The sequence below is a fragment of the Aquibium oceanicum genome (assembly GCF_001889605.1).
GTDB classification, from domain to species: Bacteria; Pseudomonadota; Alphaproteobacteria; order Rhizobiales; family Rhizobiaceae; genus Aquibium; species Aquibium oceanicum.
On record NZ_CP018171.1, the window covers coordinates 4,795,555 to 4,811,652 of the forward strand.

General features: G+C 66.5%; 16 protein-coding genes. 10 read left to right on the forward strand and 6 right to left on the reverse strand.

The window, feature by feature from the left end:
• The first annotated feature begins 7 nt into the window (after positions 1-7).
• From biuH to hpxZ, 5 genes are read left to right on the forward strand one after another with little or no spacing between them, the layout of a single operon-like run.
• Entirely contained in the window at positions 8-730 is a 723-nt protein-coding gene (gene biuH / locus BSQ44_RS27345) for a biuret amidohydrolase (RefSeq protein ID WP_072607454.1), read from the forward strand.
• Positions 727-2,274, forward strand: a complete 1,548-nt coding sequence (locus BSQ44_RS23435; RefSeq protein WP_210187900.1) for an ABC transporter ATP-binding protein — start codon at positions 727-729, stop codon at positions 2,272-2,274. The genes biuH and BSQ44_RS23435 overlap by 4 nt, the downstream gene beginning before the upstream one ends.
• A 2-nt stretch (positions 2,275-2,276) precedes the next feature.
• The gene (locus BSQ44_RS23440) at positions 2,277-2,960 is read left to right on the forward strand and encodes a cysteine hydrolase family protein (RefSeq protein ID WP_072607455.1); all 684 of its coding nucleotides are present in this window, start codon (positions 2,277-2,279) and stop codon (positions 2,958-2,960) included.
• Positions 2,953-3,726: a 5-formyltetrahydrofolate cyclo-ligase gene (locus BSQ44_RS23445; RefSeq protein ID WP_072607456.1), complete on the forward strand. Its 774-nt coding sequence runs from the start codon at positions 2,953-2,955 to the stop codon at positions 3,724-3,726. The genes BSQ44_RS23440 and BSQ44_RS23445 overlap by 8 nt, the downstream gene beginning before the upstream one ends.
• Positions 3,727-3,728: 2 nt before the next feature.
• A complete protein-coding gene (gene hpxZ, locus BSQ44_RS23450; RefSeq protein WP_072607457.1) occupies positions 3,729-4,118 on the forward strand; it encodes an oxalurate catabolism protein HpxZ in 390 nt (129 codons plus the stop codon).
• 165 nt (positions 4,119-4,283) lie between these two features.
• On the opposite strand, the gene BSQ44_RS23455 is transcribed toward hpxZ, so the two are convergent.
• From BSQ44_RS23455 to BSQ44_RS23465, 3 genes are read right to left on the reverse strand one after another with little or no spacing between them, the layout of a single operon-like run.
• Positions 4,284-5,357 (reverse strand): ABC transporter ATP-binding protein, encoded by a 1,074-nt coding sequence (locus BSQ44_RS23455; protein WP_072607458.1) that lies wholly within the window; start codon positions 5,355-5,357, stop codon positions 4,284-4,286.
• Positions 5,358-5,364: 7 nt separating this feature from the next.
• On the reverse strand, positions 5,365-6,189 hold the full coding sequence (locus tag BSQ44_RS23460; protein WP_072607459.1) for an ABC transporter permease: 825 nt from the start codon (positions 6,187-6,189) through the stop codon (positions 5,365-5,367).
• The gene (locus BSQ44_RS23465) at positions 6,186-7,106 is read right to left on the reverse strand and encodes an ABC transporter permease (protein WP_072607460.1); all 921 of its coding nucleotides are present in this window, start codon (positions 7,104-7,106) and stop codon (positions 6,186-6,188) included. Before BSQ44_RS23465 ends, BSQ44_RS23460 begins: the two co-directional genes overlap by 4 nt.
• Positions 7,107-7,358: 252 nt before the next feature.
• On the opposite strand from BSQ44_RS23465, the gene BSQ44_RS23470 reads away from it, so the two are divergent.
• Positions 7,359-8,783 (forward strand): aminotransferase, encoded by a 1,425-nt coding sequence (locus tag BSQ44_RS23470; protein WP_072607461.1) that lies wholly within the window; start codon positions 7,359-7,361, stop codon positions 8,781-8,783.
• Positions 8,784-8,896: 113 nt separating this feature from the next.
• The gene (locus BSQ44_RS23475) at positions 8,897-9,445 is read left to right on the forward strand and encodes a VOC family protein (RefSeq protein ID WP_072607462.1); all 549 of its coding nucleotides are present in this window, start codon (positions 8,897-8,899) and stop codon (positions 9,443-9,445) included.
• A gap of 24 nt (positions 9,446-9,469) precedes the next feature.
• Here the strand turns inward: BSQ44_RS23475 and BSQ44_RS23480 are convergent, their stop codons facing one another.
• On the reverse strand, positions 9,470-10,558 hold the full coding sequence (locus BSQ44_RS23480; protein WP_072607463.1) for a citrate synthase/methylcitrate synthase: 1,089 nt from the start codon (positions 10,556-10,558) through the stop codon (positions 9,470-9,472).
• 78 nt (positions 10,559-10,636) lie between these two features.
• Between BSQ44_RS23480 and BSQ44_RS23485 the strand changes: the two genes are divergently transcribed.
• The gene (locus BSQ44_RS23485) at positions 10,637-11,836 is read left to right on the forward strand and encodes a citrate/2-methylcitrate synthase (protein ID WP_072608251.1); all 1,200 of its coding nucleotides are present in this window, start codon (positions 10,637-10,639) and stop codon (positions 11,834-11,836) included.
• Between the two features lie 30 nt (positions 11,837-11,866).
• Here the strand turns inward: BSQ44_RS23485 and BSQ44_RS23490 are convergent, their stop codons facing one another.
• On the reverse strand, positions 11,867-13,066 hold the full coding sequence (locus BSQ44_RS23490) for an aromatic ring-hydroxylating oxygenase subunit alpha (RefSeq protein WP_072607464.1): 1,200 nt from the start codon (positions 13,064-13,066) through the stop codon (positions 11,867-11,869).
• A gap of 301 nt (positions 13,067-13,367) precedes the next feature.
• Between BSQ44_RS23490 and BSQ44_RS23495 the strand changes: the two genes are divergently transcribed.
• On the forward strand, positions 13,368-13,739 hold the full coding sequence (locus tag BSQ44_RS23495; protein ID WP_157894672.1) for a hypothetical protein: 372 nt from the start codon (positions 13,368-13,370) through the stop codon (positions 13,737-13,739).
• Between the two features lie 25 nt (positions 13,740-13,764).
• Complete coding sequence (locus tag BSQ44_RS23500) at positions 13,765-13,950, forward strand: hypothetical protein (RefSeq protein WP_157894673.1); 186 nt, start codon at positions 13,765-13,767, stop codon at positions 13,948-13,950.
• 57 nt (positions 13,951-14,007) lie between these two features.
• Here BSQ44_RS23500 and BSQ44_RS23505 read toward each other — a convergent pair whose 3' ends face one another.
• Positions 14,008-16,089 (reverse strand): PAS domain S-box protein, encoded by a 2,082-nt coding sequence (locus tag BSQ44_RS23505; RefSeq protein ID WP_072607467.1) that lies wholly within the window; start codon positions 16,087-16,089, stop codon positions 14,008-14,010.
• Positions 16,090-16,098 lie beyond the last annotated feature (9 nt).

Genomic DNA, 16,098 nt, shown 5'->3' on the forward strand with positions numbered 1-16,098 from the left:
AGAAGCCATGAGCCTGGTCGACGAACGGATCGAGAAAGCCCTCGTGGCCGGAGCCGTCACGGTTGCCGCCGATCCCTATCCCTGGCCGTTCGACGGCGACATCGGACCGCACAACACCTGCCTGATCGTCATCGACATGCAGACCGATTTCTGCGCGCCGGGCGGCTACGTGGATTCGATGGGCTACGACATCTCCCTGACCCGAGCGCCGATCGGGCCTATCGCCAAGGTGCTGCAGGCGCTGCGGGCCAAGGGCTATCCGATCATCCATACCCGCGAGGGCCACAAGCCGGACCTTTCCGACCTGCCGGCGAACAAGCGTTGGCGATCGCAGCGCATCGGCGCCGGCATCGGCGACCAGGGGCCGTGCGGGCGCATCCTGGTCCGTGGGGAGCCCGGATGGGAGATCATCCCCGAACTGCAGCCCGAGCCGGGCGAGGCGATCATCGACAAGCCAGGCAAGGGTTCGTTCCTGGCGACCGACCTCGAACTGGTGCTCCAGACCCGGCGCATCCGAAACATCGTGCTGTCTGGCGTCACCACGGACGTCTGCGTGCACACGACCATGCGCGACGCCAACGACCGCGGCTACGAATGCCTCCTGCTGGAGGACTGCTGCGCGGCGACGAAGCTCGAAAACCACCTCGCGGCGATCGACATGATCAAGATGCAGGGCGGCGTCTTCGGTGCGGTCGCAACATCGGACGCCTTCCTGGAGGCCTTGCCATGAGCGCTGCGACCTCTCTGGACACGACCGCCGAGGCGCGACGCGCGCCGTCGCTCCAGACTGTCGGCATGACCAAGATCTTCGGGCCCCTGGTGGCGCTGGACGACGTCTCGATCGACGTCAAGTCCGGCTCGTTCCATGCGCTGCTGGGCGAAAACGGCGCCGGCAAGTCGACGCTCGTCAAATGCATCATGGGCTTCTACGACGCCACGCGCGGTTCGGTGCTGCTCGACGGCCAGGAAGTGGCGGTGAACAGCCCGCGGGACGCGCGCGATCTCGGCATCGGCATGGTCTACCAGCATTTCACGCTGGTGCCCTGCCTGACCGCGGCGGAAAATCTCGTGGTGTCGCGCGCCGACGCCCCGGCGATCGTCGACTGGAAGTCGGAGAAGCCGAAGCTCGAAGCCTTCATGGAGCGCTTGCCGTTCAAGGTGCCGCTGAACGCGCAGGTCTCGACGCTGTCGGCGGGCGAGAAGCAGAAGCTCGAAATCCTCAAACTGCTCTATTTGGACCAGCGCTTCCTGATCCTCGACGAGCCGACCTCGGTGCTGACGCCCGGTGAGGCGGACGAGGTGCTCGGCCTTCTGGGCGAGATGGCCGCGCGGGGCGAGATCACCGTCTTGATGATCAGCCACAAGTTCCGCGAGGTGAAGGCCTTCTGCGACAGCTTCACCGTGCTGCGGCGCGGACGGCTGACCGGGACCGGCGACGCCCGCTCGGCCACGGTGGCCGAGATGAGCCGCATGATGATCGGCGACACGGAGGTGCGCGAGCGCGCCGAGCGACGCATCCACAACGACCAGCCCGTGGTGCTGGAGCTCGCAGGGCTCTGCGCACAGGACGAGGAAGGGCGCCCCGCGATCGACGTCGTCAACCTCAAGGTCCGCGCGGGGGAGATCGTCGGCATCGCTGGCGTATCGGGCAACGGGCAGAGCGCGCTCGTGGAGGCGCTGGCCGGCCAGCGGCCACAGTCGGACGGGCGCATCTTCATCCACGGTAAGCCGTTCGAGCCGAAGCGTTCCGACTTCGACCGGTTCAAGGTCTTCGGCCTGCCCGAGGAGCCGCTGAAGAACGCCACGGTTCCACGTATGAGCGTGGCCGAGAACATGGCCTTCCGCTCCTTCGACAAGCCGCCGGTGGCGAGCCTCGGCTGGTGGCTGTCGCCGGGGCCGATGCGCAAGAAGGCGGAGGAACTGATCGCGCTCTACCGGGTCAAGACGACTTCGCCGGACTCGCCCATCGAGGCGCTGTCGGGCGGCAACGTGCAGCGCGCGGTGCTGGCGCGCGAACTGTCGGGCGACGTCGACGTTCTGATCGTCGCCAACCCGTGCTTCGGCCTCGACTTCGCGTCGGTCTCGGAAATCCGCAGCCAGATCATGGAGCAGCGCAACCGCGGCGCGGCGGTCCTGCTGGTCAGCGAGGACCTGGACGAGATCCTGGAACTCTCCGACCGGGTGGCGGTGATGTCGGGCGGCACTATCAGCTATGTGGCGCCCATCGGCGAGACCGACCGCAACACGATCGGCCAGCACATGGCGGGGCATTGAGGATGGCGATCTCCGTCCCCGCCCGCCCTTACGACTTTTCCCTCGATCCGCGGAGTGTCGCCCTCGTCGTGATCGATATGCAGCGGGATTTCATCGAGCCTGGCGGCTTCGGCGCGGTGCTGGGCAACGACGTGTCGCGGCTTCTGCCGGCCATCCCGGCGGTGGCAAGACTGCTCGAACTGTTCCGCGCGCGAGGCTGGCCAGTGATCCACACCCGCGAGGCGCACCGGCCGGACCTTTCGGACTGTCCGCCGGCGAAACGGCTGCGCGGCGCGCCGGGGCTGCGGATCGGCGACGACGGCGCCATGGGGCGTATCCTGATCGCCGGTGAACCGGGCAACCAGATCGTGCCGGAACTCGCGCCGGTGAAAGGCGAGATCGAGATCGACAAGCCCGGCAAGGGCATGTTCTGGGCGACGGGGCTGCACGAGCGTCTGCAGGAGATGGGCATCACGCAGCTCGTCTTCGCCGGTGTGACGACGGAGGTCTGCGTCCAGACCTCGATGCGCGAGGCGAACGACCGCGGCTACGAATGCCTGCTGATCGAGGAGGCGACTGAGAGCTATTTCCCGGAGTTCAAGGCCGCGGCGATCGAGATGATCGTCGCGCAGGGCGGCATCGTCGGCTGGGCGGCGGGCATCGCCGGCCTTGAGCAGGCACTTTCGGAGGAAGTCGCGCATGCGTGAGGAAGGCCGCTGGGCCGGGCGCAACCCCGGCAAGGACCTCCTGCGCCACGACATCTGGCGCAGGCTGGAGGACGAGGGCGTGGCGGTCGGTCCCGCCTGGAGCATGATCCCGAACTTCGTCGGCGCCGACGTCGCGGCCTGGCGCCTGGCGCAGACGCCGGCGTGGAAGGAGGCACGGACGGTCAAGACCAATCCCGACCATCCGCAGATCCCGATCCGCGTTCGCGCGCTCTACGAAGGCAAGACCGTTTATACGCCGGTGCCGTACCTGACGCGGGAGTTTCCCTATCTGCGGCTCGACCCGAAGAAGCTCTCCGATGCCGGCATATCGTTCGAACTCGCCGCGACCGCGCAAGGGTTCATGGAACATGGCGAGCGCATCGAATTCGAGGACATCGAGCCGCTGGACTTCTGCGTCGTCGGCTCGGTCGCCGTCAGCCGGGCGGGCGGGCGCACAGGCAAGGGTGCCGGCTTCGCCGATCTCGAGACCGGCATCTTTCGCGAACTCGGCATCGTGACCGCCGACACGCCGATGGCGACGACCGTGCATTCGGTCCAGATCGTTTCCGACGAGCGGGTGGTGATCGAGGCGCACGACACGCCGCTCGACTTCGTCGCCACGGAGCTGGAGCTGATCGAGACCCGTAACGCGATGCCCCGGCCGCAGGGCGTGTCGTGGGACAAGGTGCGGCAGGACCAGTTCGAGACGATCCCCTTCCTGGCGCGCCTGCGCGATCGGATGCTGGCGCGACGGGCGGGGGTCTGAGGATGGTGGTCGACGATCCCGAGACGCTGACGCAGGTGACGGCGGTCTTTCATGACTACGAGACCGCGCTGCTGGAAAACGACGCCGCAACGCTGGATGCCATGTTCCTGCACTCGGATGCCACGGTCCGGTATGGTGTTGCGGAGATTCAGTACGGGATCGAGGAGATCCGGCGCTTCCGCTCCGTCCAGTCGCCCTTCACGCGTACGCTCTCCCGCACGCTCATCACCACCTACGGGCACGACATGGCAATCGCCTCGACGCTGTTCCGGCGCGACGACTTTCCCGGACAGGTGGGGCGGCAGATGCAGACCTGGATCCGGACGGCCGACGGCTGGAAGGTCGCGGCGGCGCATGTCAGCATGCTCGAGGACGCGGCCGAGCCGCTCTGAGCACACAAGACACTCAGAAAACACAAAACCCGACTGCCGAAGCAGCCGGGTCAAGGGTTCGACGCGGGGGCATGAAACGCGTCGACCGCAATTTCGCTTCGTTTCGTAACAGGCGTGTGTCGCGGCGGTGGAGAAAAGAGGTTACCGAGCGTTACATGGACGCGATCAGTCGGCCATCGCCACCAGCGCGTCGGGATCGTAGGCGAGCCTGATATCGGTCCCGACGGGGATGTCGTCGGCGCCGAAATCGTTGGTCTCGGTCACCGACAGCGGCTTTTCCATGCCGGGGATCTCCACCACGAGATGCGTGATCTCGCCGAAGTAATGCCGGTCGATCACCTTGCCGGCGAGTTCGCGCGGGGCGGTCTCGTCGTCCCACAGCACCCGAAGCCGCTCAGGGCGTATGCCGAGCGTGGCTGCATTGCCGTTCGGCGCCCAGACGGTCGGGCGGTCGGTCGTGATGCGGCCGAAACTCTGCGTTTCCACGACGATCGACTTGCCGTCCTCGCCGACGATCTCGGCCTTGATGAAGTTCATGCCGCCGAGGAAATCCGCCACCTGGCGATTTACCGGCCGCTGGTAGATTTCCTTCGGCGTCGCCGTCTGGGCGATCCTGCCGCCGAACATGACGGCGATGCGGTCGGACATGGCGAGCGCCTCGTACTGATCGTGGGTGACGAGGACGAAAGTGATGCCGACCGCCTTCTGCAGGCTCCTGAGTTCGACCTGCATCTGTTCGCGCAGCTTCTTGTCGAGCGCCGACAGCGGTTCGTCGAGAAGCAGCACTTTGGGCCGCATGACAAGCGCGCGGGCGAGCGCGACGCGCTGGCGCTGGCCGCCCGAAAGCTCGTGCGCGGCGCGCTTGCCGTAACCTGCCAGCGACACCTGCGCCAACGCCTCCTCGACGCGGCGCTTCTCCTCGCCGGCATCGAGCCTCAGGCGCTTCAGCCCGTAGCCGACGTTCTGCTCCACGTTGAGATGCGGGAAGATGGCATAGCTCTGGAAGACCATGTTGGTGGGGCGGCGGTTGGCCGGGATCCCGTCCATCGGCTGCCCGTCGATCGATATCGATCCGCGCGTGGGCGAATCGAATCCGCCGATCATGCGAAGCAGCGTGGTCTTGCCGCATCCGGAGGGGCCGAGCAGTGAGAAGAACTCGCCGGCGCGGATGCCGAGCGAGGCGTCGTCCAGCGCATTGAAGTTGCCGTAGGTCTTGGTGACGTGATCGACGTCGATCATCGGCCGTTCAGCCAAACAGGCCTCCCTCGACTTGGGTGCGGCGCGCGTTGCGGCGCCGGAAGATTTCGGCGATGGTGAGAAGGATGAAGGAGGCGACCAGCATGACGGTGCCGAGCGCAAGCACGGTGGGCAGGCGCGCGGCAAAGCGCAACTGGCCCCAGATGTAGACCGGGAGCGTGGAGTCCGTGCCGGTGAGGAAGAAGGCGAGGATGAACTCGTCGAGCGAAATGGTGAAGGAGACGAGCAGGCTGGAGACGATTGCCGGGGCGACCATCGGCAGCGTCACTCGCCGAAACGTCCCGAACGCCGTCTCGCCGAGGTCGGTCGAGGCCTCCTCCAGGCTGCGGTCGAACCCCTCGAAGCCGGCGATGAGCACCGTCACCGAATAGGGGACGCAGATGAGGACGTGGCCGAAGACCACCGACAGGAGCGACAGGTCGAGGCCGAGACGCAGGAGCACGACCAGCAGCGCCACCGCGATGATGATCTCGGGCAGCACGAGCGGCGCCATGATGAGACCGCTCATGGCCTTCTGGCCGCGGAAGCGGTAGCGGGTCATCGCACGGGCCGCGCAGATGCCGAGCAGCGTGGCCATGACGGAGGCGGCGGTGCCCACCATGGCGCTGTTCCACGCGGCGTCGAGCAGCGCCGGGGTCTCCGCCATGCTGGCGTACCATTTCCAGGTGAAGCCTGTGAGCGGGAAATTGGGAATGGCGGAATCGTTGAACGAGAAGAGCGGAAGCAGCAGCACCGGCAGATAGAGGAAGGCGACGTAGAGGACGGCATAGAGCCTGAGCCCGTTCGCGCCTCCGAAGATCCGCCCTGCCCTCATCGGATCCGCCTCGCGGTCCAGCGCAGGACCGCCACGCAGGCGCCGGCCATGATGGTGATGATGACCATCGTCGTCACGGACAGGGCCGAACCGAGCGGCCAGTTGGCGCCCTTCTTAAACTGGACCTCGATGGCGTTGGCGATCATGACGCCGTCCTTGCCGCCGACGAGCCGCGGCGTGACGTAGTCGCCGACGGTCGGGATCATGACGATGATCAGCGCCGCGATGATGCCGGCCATCGTCAGCGGAAGCGTCACGCGCAGGAAGCGGCGGATCGGCCCGTCGCCGAGATCGGTGGCGGCTTCGAGCAGGGTGCGGTCGACCTTCTCGAGGGACACGTAGATCGGCAGGATGGCGAAGACCGCCCAGGCATGGGTGAGCGTGATGAGCACCGCATTGGTATTGTAGAGGAAGGCGGTGGAGGGTTCGTCGATGACGCCGATCCCGAGCAGCGCCGAGTTGAGGACGCCGTTGTAGCCGAGGATGACCTTCCAGGACATGACGCGCAGGAGATAGCTCGTCCACGCCGGGATGGTAACGAGGAACAAAAGCAGCGACTTGTGCCGCCCGCCATGGAAGGAGATGTAGTAGGCGACCGGATAGGCGAGCAGCACGGTGAGCGTGCTGACCGTGAAGGACAGGATCAGCGAGCGCCCCAGGAGGTCTCGGTAGATCGGCTCCGTCAGCGCGATCCGGTAGTTCTCGAGCGTGAAGGTCCGGTCGATCGTGAGGTAGTCCTGCGTCCAGAAGGAATGCGCGATGACCACCAGGATGGGTGCCGCCAGCATGGCGAGCGCGAACAGGAAGGTGGGGCTGATGAGGGCGAGGCCCTGGGCTTCCTCCGATCGCAGGAAGGAGCCGCGGCGCGGAGCGCTTGCGGCGGCGGCTCGGCCCGCGCCTTCCGCGGCGGCCGTCAATACGGCTCTCCGGGCCGGCTGTTCTTCCTGGGCGAGGGACTTCGCGTCACTTGTCTCCCCGGTCGCAAAACCCGCGGTTCCCCATGCGACCGCGCATTCGGCAATCAAGAGCCCATCCTCGGATTGAAATCAAGCGCTATTTCTGCAATATTGATTGAACGGACATTCAATACGAACCGATTTCCGTCGGTTTTCCGGTGATTTGCGGCTTGCATGTCATCGGGCACGGAAAAGCATTATCGAGGTGGTGAAATGGCGGCCGTCGAAAAGGCACAATCCAGGCGCGGCGACGCGGCATCCGAGCGGCGCGACGGGCCTCAGTGGAACGCCGAGCGCCATCTGATCCAGCCTTGGCCCTATGCCGGCTCGATCGGCAACGAGGCGCGCACGCCGATCGGCAGCGGCGACGGCATCTACATCACCGACGGCGAGGGCCGGCGGCTGATCGACGGACCGGCGGGCATGTGGTGCGTCAATGTCGGGCACCGCCGCGAGGAACTGGCGCGTGTCATGTACGAACAGGCGATGACCCTCTCCTACAACACGCCCTGGTACACGATGAGCGATCCCTCGGCCGAACTCGCCGAACGGCTGGCGGCGCACGCGCCGGGCGACCTCGACCACGTCTTCTTCACCACCGGCGGGTCGTCGGCGGTCGAGACCGCGCTGCGTTTCATGCAGTTCTACAACAATGTGCGCGGTCGGCCGGAAAAGAAGCTCATCCTGTCGCGCGGCGGCGCCTATCACGGCTCGACCTATCTCTCCGCCTCGCTCAACGGCCGCCCGCGCGATCGCGACTGGATGGACGGCGCCGACGACCTGGTGGTCAAGCTGACCAGCCCAGACCCGTTCCGCCGCCCGGCGGGGATGAGCGTGGAAGCCTTTTGCGACTTCCTGGTGGAGGAGTTCCGCGAAACCGTCACGCGCCGGGGTGCTGACAGGATCGGCGCCTTCGTCGGCGAGCCGGTGCAGGCTTCCGGCGGCGTCATCGTCCCGCCGCCCGGCTATCTGCCGCGCATCCGCGAGATCTGCCGCGAGAACGACATCCTCTACATCTCCGACGAGGTGGTGACCGCCTTCGGGCGGATCGGCGAGGTGTTCGCCTCGCAGGACGTGTTCGGCATCGAGCCCGACATGATCACCTTCGCCAAGGGCGTAACCTCGGGCTATTTCCCTCTCGGCGGGGTGATGATCTCGTCACGCCTGACGGAGGTGCTGCGCAAGTCCAACCACGCAGCTGCCATGTTCGGCCACGGCTACACCTATTCCAGCCACCCGATCGGCTGCGCCGTGGCGCTGAAGAACCTCGACCTGTTGGAAGGCGGCATCCTGGAGCATGCGCGGCAGGTCGGGCCGTATTTCCAGGAGCGCCTGAAGACGCTGGAGGACCTGCCGCTGGTGGGCGAGGTGCGCGGCGCCGGCCTGATGGCCTGCGTGGAATGCGTGGCCGACCGGGAGAGCCGCAACCCGCTGGCGCTCGACAACGACGTCGGCAAGCGCATCGACCGGCACTGCCACGAACTCGGCCTGCTGGTCCGGCCGTTGATCAACATGTGCGTGATGTCGCCGCCGCTGACGATCACCCGCGAGCAGGTCGACGACATGGTCGCCATCTTGCGCGAGGGAATCTCGCGGACGATGGACGAATTGCGCGCCGAGGGCGTCTGGAACGGCTGACATGCGGCGGGCATCGTGCCCAGCCAGTACGCGACGGACCGGGCAAGAGCTTGCGGAGGTCCGCAACCGCTACTATCGAGTTCGTGTCGCTTGATATCGGGGGGGAGGTGCTCATGGATTCTGCAGCATCGTTCAGCCCGGTGGCTTCCGCGGGCCAGCTCGTCCAGACGGCCTTCGTCACACTCGACATTCATTCCACGATCAAGGAGATGACGCGCCGCCTGGGTGTCGGTCCCTGGTTCCTGCGCGAGCGCGGCGTTTTCCCGCGTCAGAACTATCGGGGAAAGCCGACGGATACGGCGCTGGCCATCGCCATGGGTTACGCCGGAGACATGCAGTTCGAACTGATCCAGCAACTCGACGATACGCCGTCCGTCTACCGCGAGATCCTCGACCGTAGCGGACCGGGACTGCACCATTTCGGCATGGCCGCGAAGGATTATGGAGCCGCGCTCGACCATTATGCTTCCGCCGGTTACGAACTGGCGTACGAAGCCGAAGTCGCGAATGGCGCGCGGGTGGGATACTTCGACACGAAGGGCGCGTTGCCGGCAATGATCGAGGTGATTGAGTTTCTGCCGGCGACCGCCAAGATGTTCGCCGGATTCCGCGAGGCCGCATGCGGATGGGACGGCCGGGACCCGGTCCGGCCACGAACCTAGCCGGAACCGGATCGGCCGCTCGACCTATCCCGGGACTACGCCCGTGTAGAGCGAGGCCGGCCGCAGCAGGCGGCCGGTCCGCTGCTGTTCGCGTGCGTGCGCGGTCCATCCGGCCGCCCTGCCGGTCGCGAAGACGGGCGTGAAGGCGGCGCGGGGAATGCGCAGCGCATCGAGCAGGATGGCGGTGTAGAACTCGACATTGGTATCGAGCGGCCGGTCGGGTTTGGCCTTCGCCAGCGCGTCGCGGCCATAGGCCTCGACTTCGGCCGCGAAGCCGAGATCGACGCCCCGCCCGCCGAGCAGGCCGACCGCCTTCCTGAGCACGTCCGCGCGAGGATCGCGGACGCGGTAGATGCGGTGGCCGAAGCCCATCAGCCGCTCGCCGCGGGAAAGCGCGGCATCGATCCATCCGGCGATGTTCTCGCGCGACCCGATCGCGTCGAGCATGGCGAGCACGGGCTCCGGCGCGCCACCGTGCAAAGGACCCGTCAGGGCGCAGTAGCCCGCCGTCACCGCCATGAAGAGGTCGGCATTGGTGGAAGCGACGACCCGCGCCGCGAAGGTGGAAGCGTTCATGCCATGGTCGCAGACGGTGACGAGATAGGCGTCCAGTGCCTTCGCCTCGGCTTCCGCGGGCGCTTCGCCGCGCAACATGCGCAACGTGTCGGCGGCATGGCCGAGCGAGGGGTCCGGCGCGACAGGCGAAAGCCCCGCGGCGCGCCTGGCGAGCGCCGCGGCGATCACCGGCATCGCGCCGACGATGGCGGCCTCGTCCGGCAGACCTTCGACCGGCCCGAGCGCCGCGACGGCCGCGCGGAAACCTGAAACCACCGGCAGCCCCTCGCTCGCGGCAAGGAGACGCGGCAGGGTCTCGAAGGCGCGTTCACGGGCGATACCTAGATCGACCTTCACGCGCTCGGGGCCGATCTCCTCGCCCTTTGCCAGGGACCAGAGCCGCGCCGTCACCGCCTCGAAGGAGGCCGACTGAGCCAGTTCGCCGAGGCGATGGCCGGCGATGACGAGTTCGCCGCGCTCGCCGTCCACGTGCGATAGGGCCGTGGCCGCGGCGATGACGCCGTCGAGTCCGGCCGGGGTCTTCGAGTGCAAGGTCATGGGATCAATCTCCTATTGCTGCGCAGAAGATGTTGGAGACCCTTTTAATGTTGATCAATCTTGATTAGCTTGATCAATATGAAAAATCTTGACGAACCGCTCTATCTCAGCGCTCGCGAGGCGGCCGGCGAACTCGCCGTCTCGCCCGCTACCCTCTATGCCTATGTCAGCCGAGGGCTGATCCGCTCCGAGCCGGTGCCGGATTCGCGCGCCCGGCGCTACCGGGCCGACGACGTGCGGGCTCTGAAGAACCGTCGCTCGCCGTCCGGGACGGCACGGGAGGCTGGTAACGAGCTTGCGATGATCGAATCCTCGATCTCGACCATCACCGAGGCGGGACCGATCTACCGCGGCGTGCCCGCTGTCGCGCTTGCCGCGCAGGGCACCCTGGAACAGGCAGCGACGCTTTTGTGGGGCATCGACGACATCGATCCCTTCGAGCCGGACAATCTGCCGGTGCTGAGCGGCGCCATGCGCATCGTGGCCGGCGCGATCGAACAACCCTCCCCCATCGGCCGCGCGGTGGCGGTGCTGTCGCTCGCCAGCGACAGCGATCCGCGCGCCTTCAATCGGACGCATGACGGCCGCGCACGCGTCGGCGCCCGGGTGATGCGGCTGGTGACGTCCGCGATCCTCGACCGCGCACCCGGCGGCGCTCCGCTGCACCGTCAGGTGACGCAGGCTTGGGCGCCGGACGACCGGAAGGCGGAAGACCTGCTACGGCGGGCGCTGGTGCTGCTGGCCGACCACGAACTCAACGCCTCGTCGTTCACCGTGCGCTGCGCCGCATCGACCGGGCTCAACCTCTACGATGCCACGATCGCGGGCCTCGTCGCGCTCAAGGGGCCGAAGCATGGCGGTGCGGGTCCGCTCGCGGCCCACATGGTGGCCGATCTCGCCGAGGGCGACATGGCGCGCAAGATCCGCGACCGCGTGGCGCTGGGCGAGCCGATGCCCGGCTTCGGCCATACGGTTTACGAACGCGGCGATCCGCGGGCCGAACATCTGCTGGCGGAGCTTGCTCGGTCGGGCGGCCAGCAGAGGCTGGCCGTGGACGCCCCGGCGATGATCACCGAAGCGACGGGGCTGCACCCCAATATCGACTTCGCGCTGGCGGTGACCATGCGCTCGCTCGGCCTGGCGATCGGACACGAACTGGCGTTGTTCGCCATCGCCCGGACGGCCGGCTGGGTGGCGCATGCGATGGAGCAGCTCGCCACCGGAGCGCTGATCCGCCCGCGCGCCCGCTACATCGGACCGGCTCCGGGCCGGGCCTGACAAACCGTTCGGGGATGGAGACACCGATGGCTAGGACCGGCTGAGCAGGGCTTGGTTGAGGTTCCAGACGTCCTTTTCGTCGGGGGCGGTCTCGAGGTTGAGGATCGGTAGCAGCCGGCGCAGATGGTCGTGATGCGAGCGTACGCCGTATTCGAGGTCCGACAGGTAGAACCCCTCGAAGGCCTCGGACTGCATGGATTCGTTCGACCAGACGGTGAGTTGCACGTCCTCGGCCTGGGTGTCGCGGTCGATCCGGTAGGCGAGATAGCGCGCCGCCGCCTGCTCCCGGCTCTCGACCGGGTAGCGGTAGATCGCACCACGCAGGATGGTCTCGCCCGTCGAGAGGGGAAACTCCTGGTAGAACTGCGTGGTCTCGGGCGTCATGGCCAGCACGGTGTTGGGGAAGATGCCGTAGTAGACCCAGGCCTTCTTCAGATCCTCGGGCAGGTGCTCGGGCTGCGGCGACAGCTTGACGTAGTTGCGCACGCTCCAGCGCCGTCCGGCGTGGGGATTGTAGGTGGCGTAGGACCGCGACACGCCGTTGACGAAGGGCTCGTCGTAGTAGGTCGCACCGTAGAGGTCCTGTAGCGCCGGATGCGCCATGGCGACGTGATAGCCTTCGTTGTCGACGTCGCGCACCGATTTCCAGTTCACGGCTGATTGCTGGGTCCAGATGCCCCAAGCCGGCACCATCTCGGCGGCGCGGTAATGCGCCATCTCGGCCTCGACCGGCCGCATCAGTTCGGCGACGGAAGGCTGCGGACCCTGGCGGAAGCGGATGAAGATGAAGCCCATCCAGATTTCGAGATCGATCGGCTTCAGCCCGAACTCTACCTTGTCGAGTTCCGGGAAGGAGCGCGGACGGGCCGCCCCGCGAAGCGTGCCGTCGAGATTGTAGACCCAGCCGTGAAAGGGGCAGACGAGCGCGTTCTTGCAGCTTCCCTGCTGGTCGGCGACGACGCGGCTGCCGCGATGCCGGCACAGATTGTGGAAGCCGCGCACGACGCCGTCCTTGCCGCGAACCACCAGCGCGCGCTCGCCGACGACGTCCATGGTGAGATAGGCGCCCGCCTCCGGCACGTCCGAGACATGGCCGATGATCTGCCAGTGACTGCGGAAGACGTGCTCCTTCTCCAGCTCGAGGAGGGCCGGGCTGTGATAGGTCCAGCCGGGGAGTCCGCTGCGGTCCCAATCGTTCGGGATCGCCACGTCACGAAGCGGGCGGTTCACGGCAATGCTCCCATTGTTGTTGAATGTTCATTCAATTCAAGCACATTTATCGATCAATTGCAATGGTTTAGAGTTTTCTTGACTCGGATGGACAGAGATCGAGGGCGGCCCGGAAAAGCGCTGGCGGCTCCACGACTTAGCCGGAGCCCCTTTTTCCCCAGGTCCTGCGAATGAACCCTTTCCGTGCGAAAGACGGCGCGCGCGTTACCGGGCGAAACAATTGTGTGAAGTTTTCGGCATTCACGCGAAACGGCAGGTGATTAACACATTCCTAATGACGACGAATTCGAAGGCGCTTCCCATGACACGCGAACTCGACATGACGGACTTTCCTGCCGAGGCCGCTGCCGCCCGGTACCAGGCCTTTGCGCTCGGCCGGCTCCGCCGCGGCGCGGCGCGGCGTCCGATGGGCCTTTTCGCGGCGGTCTCGACCGCGGCGCTGGCCTCAATCCTGGTCCCGCTGACAGGCGCGGTGGCGCTGTCACCCGCCGGACAGCGCACGCAGGAGCAGCGGCTGACCCCGGCGGCGGAGGAGAGGATGCCCGCGAGCGAGATTGATGTCGCTTGTTCGGGCCAGTCCTGGGGCAATGAAACGACGAAATGCCTGGTCGCGATCTCGAAAGATGGCGGAAAGACGATCTCTGCCAGAATAAGGACAATATCTGGCGCTTGAATGCGGACGGTTGGAGGAATCGAAGATGACCAAGCTTCGCGAGGAAATTCCCTACAGCGCCTTCCAGGCGGCGCGTGCGGCCTGCGAACTGATGAAGGCATCCGACGTGCGCCGGCAGGATCTGGCTGATCTCGATTGCGAGTTTCCCTTCCCGCCGCGCGAGACGCGCTACGACCGGGACGACGACGTCGTCGTGATGACGATCAACTGAGCCGCGGTCCCTCTCCGGATCGCCTCCCTTCGCGTCGGGGCGATCCGTGCCGTCTTCTCACTGACCGGTTCGGTCCCCCAGCAAGGCCAGCACGCCGCGCAGTTCCAGTGTACTGAAGGGCTTTTCCAGCACGAGCGGCCGCTGATCGAGCGGCAGAGCCTCGATCTCGCCTTTTGCCCCCAGCATGTCGCCGGTGACGATGACGAAGCGGCGCGCCAGCAGCGGCGACCGTTCGCGAAACTGCTGGTAGATCGTCATGCCGCTCGCCTCGGGCATGCGCAGGTCGCTGAAGATGATGTCGGGCATTGTTCCCGCCAGCACATCGTCGACCGACGACCAGCGCGTGAGAATCGAGGCCTTGACTCCCATCATCTCCAGTATGTCGGCGAGCGAACTCGCAACGTCCGGCTCGTCGTCGATGATCAGCGCCCGGGCGATCGCCGTGGTGCGTGCGGCCACGGTCTGCACGGCGTCCGCATGCGCCTGGGCGACCGGAAGTTCGACGCAGAACCGCACGCCCCGCGGTTCGACATCGTCGAACCAGATCCGGCCGTCGTGGCGCTCGACGATCGAGCGCGATATCGACAGGCCGATGCCGGTGCCGACGCCGACCGGCTTGGTGGTGAAATAGGGCTCGAAGATGCGCTGCGCGATCTCGGCGGGTATTCCCGGACCGGTATCCTCGACCGAAAAGCCGACGACGCCTGCTCCGCGCCAGGTGCGTACGCGCAGCTTCCGCTCGCCGGAGACCGCCGTCAGCGCATGCTGGCCGTTGACGAGGAAATTCGCTGCGACCTGGGTAATGTGGTCGGCGTCGACGAAGACCGTCAGCGGGCTCGGCGCGAGGTCTGTCTCGACCGTGACACCCGTGCTGCGCGCGCCGTAGGCGGTCACCTCGAGCGCGGAGCGAATGACCTGGTTGAGGTCCGTCTCCTCGTGCTGGGCGGGGTGAAGCCGCACCATGCCGAGGAAGCTCTTGACGATGCGGCCACAGCGTTCGGCCGCAGCGCGGACCTTTTCTGCGCGCGACTTGACCTGAGGGTCGCCGGCGAATTCGAAGAGCAGCGTCGACTGCGCGACGACGACGGCGAGCGGATTGTTCAGTTCGTGCGAGACGCCGGCGAGCAGCGACCCCATCGCCGCCATCTTCTCGTTCTGGTGCAGCCTGTCGCGCTGACGATTGATCTCCTCCTCGGCGCGCTGCCGCTCCCTGAGGTCGCGGATGGAGCCGACGAACAGGCGACGGTCGGCGGCGCGGACCTCCGAGATCGTCAGCTCGATCGGGAAGGACGCTCCCTTCGCGTCGATCGCCTGGGTCTCGACGCGCCGGCCGATCATGATTGGAAACCCGCCTTCGAGATAGCGGCGGATGCCTTTGGTGTGGCCCTTGCGGTGTTCGTCCGGGATCAGGGTGCGGGCGATGTTCTTCCCCAGGAGCTCAGCCTTGGACCAGCCGAACATGGCCTCGGCAGCCGGATTGAATTCGATGATCCCGCCCGATTCGTCGATGACGACGATGCCGTCGAGCGCGGCCTGCACCATAGTGGTGCGGAAGACCTCGCTGACGTGCTGTTCGGAGGAGGAACGCTGGATGGAGTCGCCGATCGCGGATGCGACCAGTTCCACCGCCGCGGCCTCGTCGTCGTTCCAGTCGCGTTCCCGCACGCAGTCGTTGACCGCGAGCGTGCCCCACAGGTAGCCGTGGGCGAAGATCGGGACCGACAGGAAGGACCGGATCTGGTTCTTCTCGAAATCGTCGCGCAGGAAGCCTTCGAGGTTGCGGGTGTGGCCGGCGAAGACCTTGCCCTGCCGCTCCTCCTCGCCAATGCGCTTGAGCAGCGGATCGTCGACCAGGATGGCCTCGCGGATCAGCGTCGGGCGCTCGGCCGCCTTCAGAACGGCGAGATCGACCCAGTAGGATGCGATGGATTGGGAAAAGCCTGACTTCGGCAGCGGCTTGAGCTGGAAGACGATGGTGCGGTGGCAATCCAGCGCCTGGCCGAGGATAGCCAGAACGTCGTCGATCTCCTGGAGCCACTCGTTGGCCTCGCGCAGGCGACGCGAGATCCGCGAGATCGCGACCGGCAGGCTCATCGCGTGCGATCGGCCCGCAAGCGGGACAGCCGAGGCTTCGTTCATGCCGGCGCG

What these genes read in the sequence shown, in the direction of transcription:
- biuH (WP_072607454.1), top strand. Translation starts at nt 8, where the DNA reads ATGAGCCTGGTCGACGAACGGATCGAGAAAGCCCTCGTGGCCGGAGCC.
- BSQ44_RS23435 (WP_210187900.1), top strand. Translation starts at nt 727, where the DNA reads ATGAGCGCTGCGACCTCTCTGGACACGACCGCCGAGGCGCGACGCGCG.
- BSQ44_RS23440 (WP_072607455.1), top strand. Translation starts at nt 2,277, where the DNA reads ATGGCGATCTCCGTCCCCGCCCGCCCTTACGACTTTTCCCTCGATCCG.
- BSQ44_RS23445 (WP_072607456.1), top strand. Translation starts at nt 2,953, where the DNA reads ATGCGTGAGGAAGGCCGCTGGGCCGGGCGCAACCCCGGCAAGGACCTC.
- hpxZ (WP_072607457.1), top strand. Translation starts at nt 3,729, where the DNA reads ATGGTGGTCGACGATCCCGAGACGCTGACGCAGGTGACGGCGGTCTTT.
- BSQ44_RS23455 (WP_072607458.1), bottom strand. Translation starts at nt 5,357, where the DNA reads ATGATCGACGTCGATCACGTCACCAAGACCTACGGCAACTTCAATGCG.
- BSQ44_RS23460 (WP_072607459.1), bottom strand. Translation starts at nt 6,189, where the DNA reads ATGAGGGCAGGGCGGATCTTCGGAGGCGCGAACGGGCTCAGGCTCTAT.
- BSQ44_RS23470 (WP_072607461.1), top strand. Translation starts at nt 7,359, where the DNA reads ATGGCGGCCGTCGAAAAGGCACAATCCAGGCGCGGCGACGCGGCATCC.
- BSQ44_RS23475 (WP_072607462.1), top strand. Translation starts at nt 8,897, where the DNA reads ATGGATTCTGCAGCATCGTTCAGCCCGGTGGCTTCCGCGGGCCAGCTC.
- BSQ44_RS23480 (WP_072607463.1), bottom strand. Translation starts at nt 10,558, where the DNA reads ATGACCTTGCACTCGAAGACCCCGGCCGGACTCGACGGCGTCATCGCC.
- BSQ44_RS23485 (WP_072608251.1), top strand. Translation starts at nt 10,637, where the DNA reads ATGAAAAATCTTGACGAACCGCTCTATCTCAGCGCTCGCGAGGCGGCC.
- BSQ44_RS23495 (WP_157894672.1), top strand. Translation starts at nt 13,368, where the DNA reads ATGACACGCGAACTCGACATGACGGACTTTCCTGCCGAGGCCGCTGCC.
- BSQ44_RS23500 (WP_157894673.1), top strand. Translation starts at nt 13,765, where the DNA reads ATGACCAAGCTTCGCGAGGAAATTCCCTACAGCGCCTTCCAGGCGGCG.
- BSQ44_RS23505 (WP_072607467.1), bottom strand. Translation starts at nt 16,089, where the DNA reads ATGAACGAAGCCTCGGCTGTCCCGCTTGCGGGCCGATCGCACGCGATG.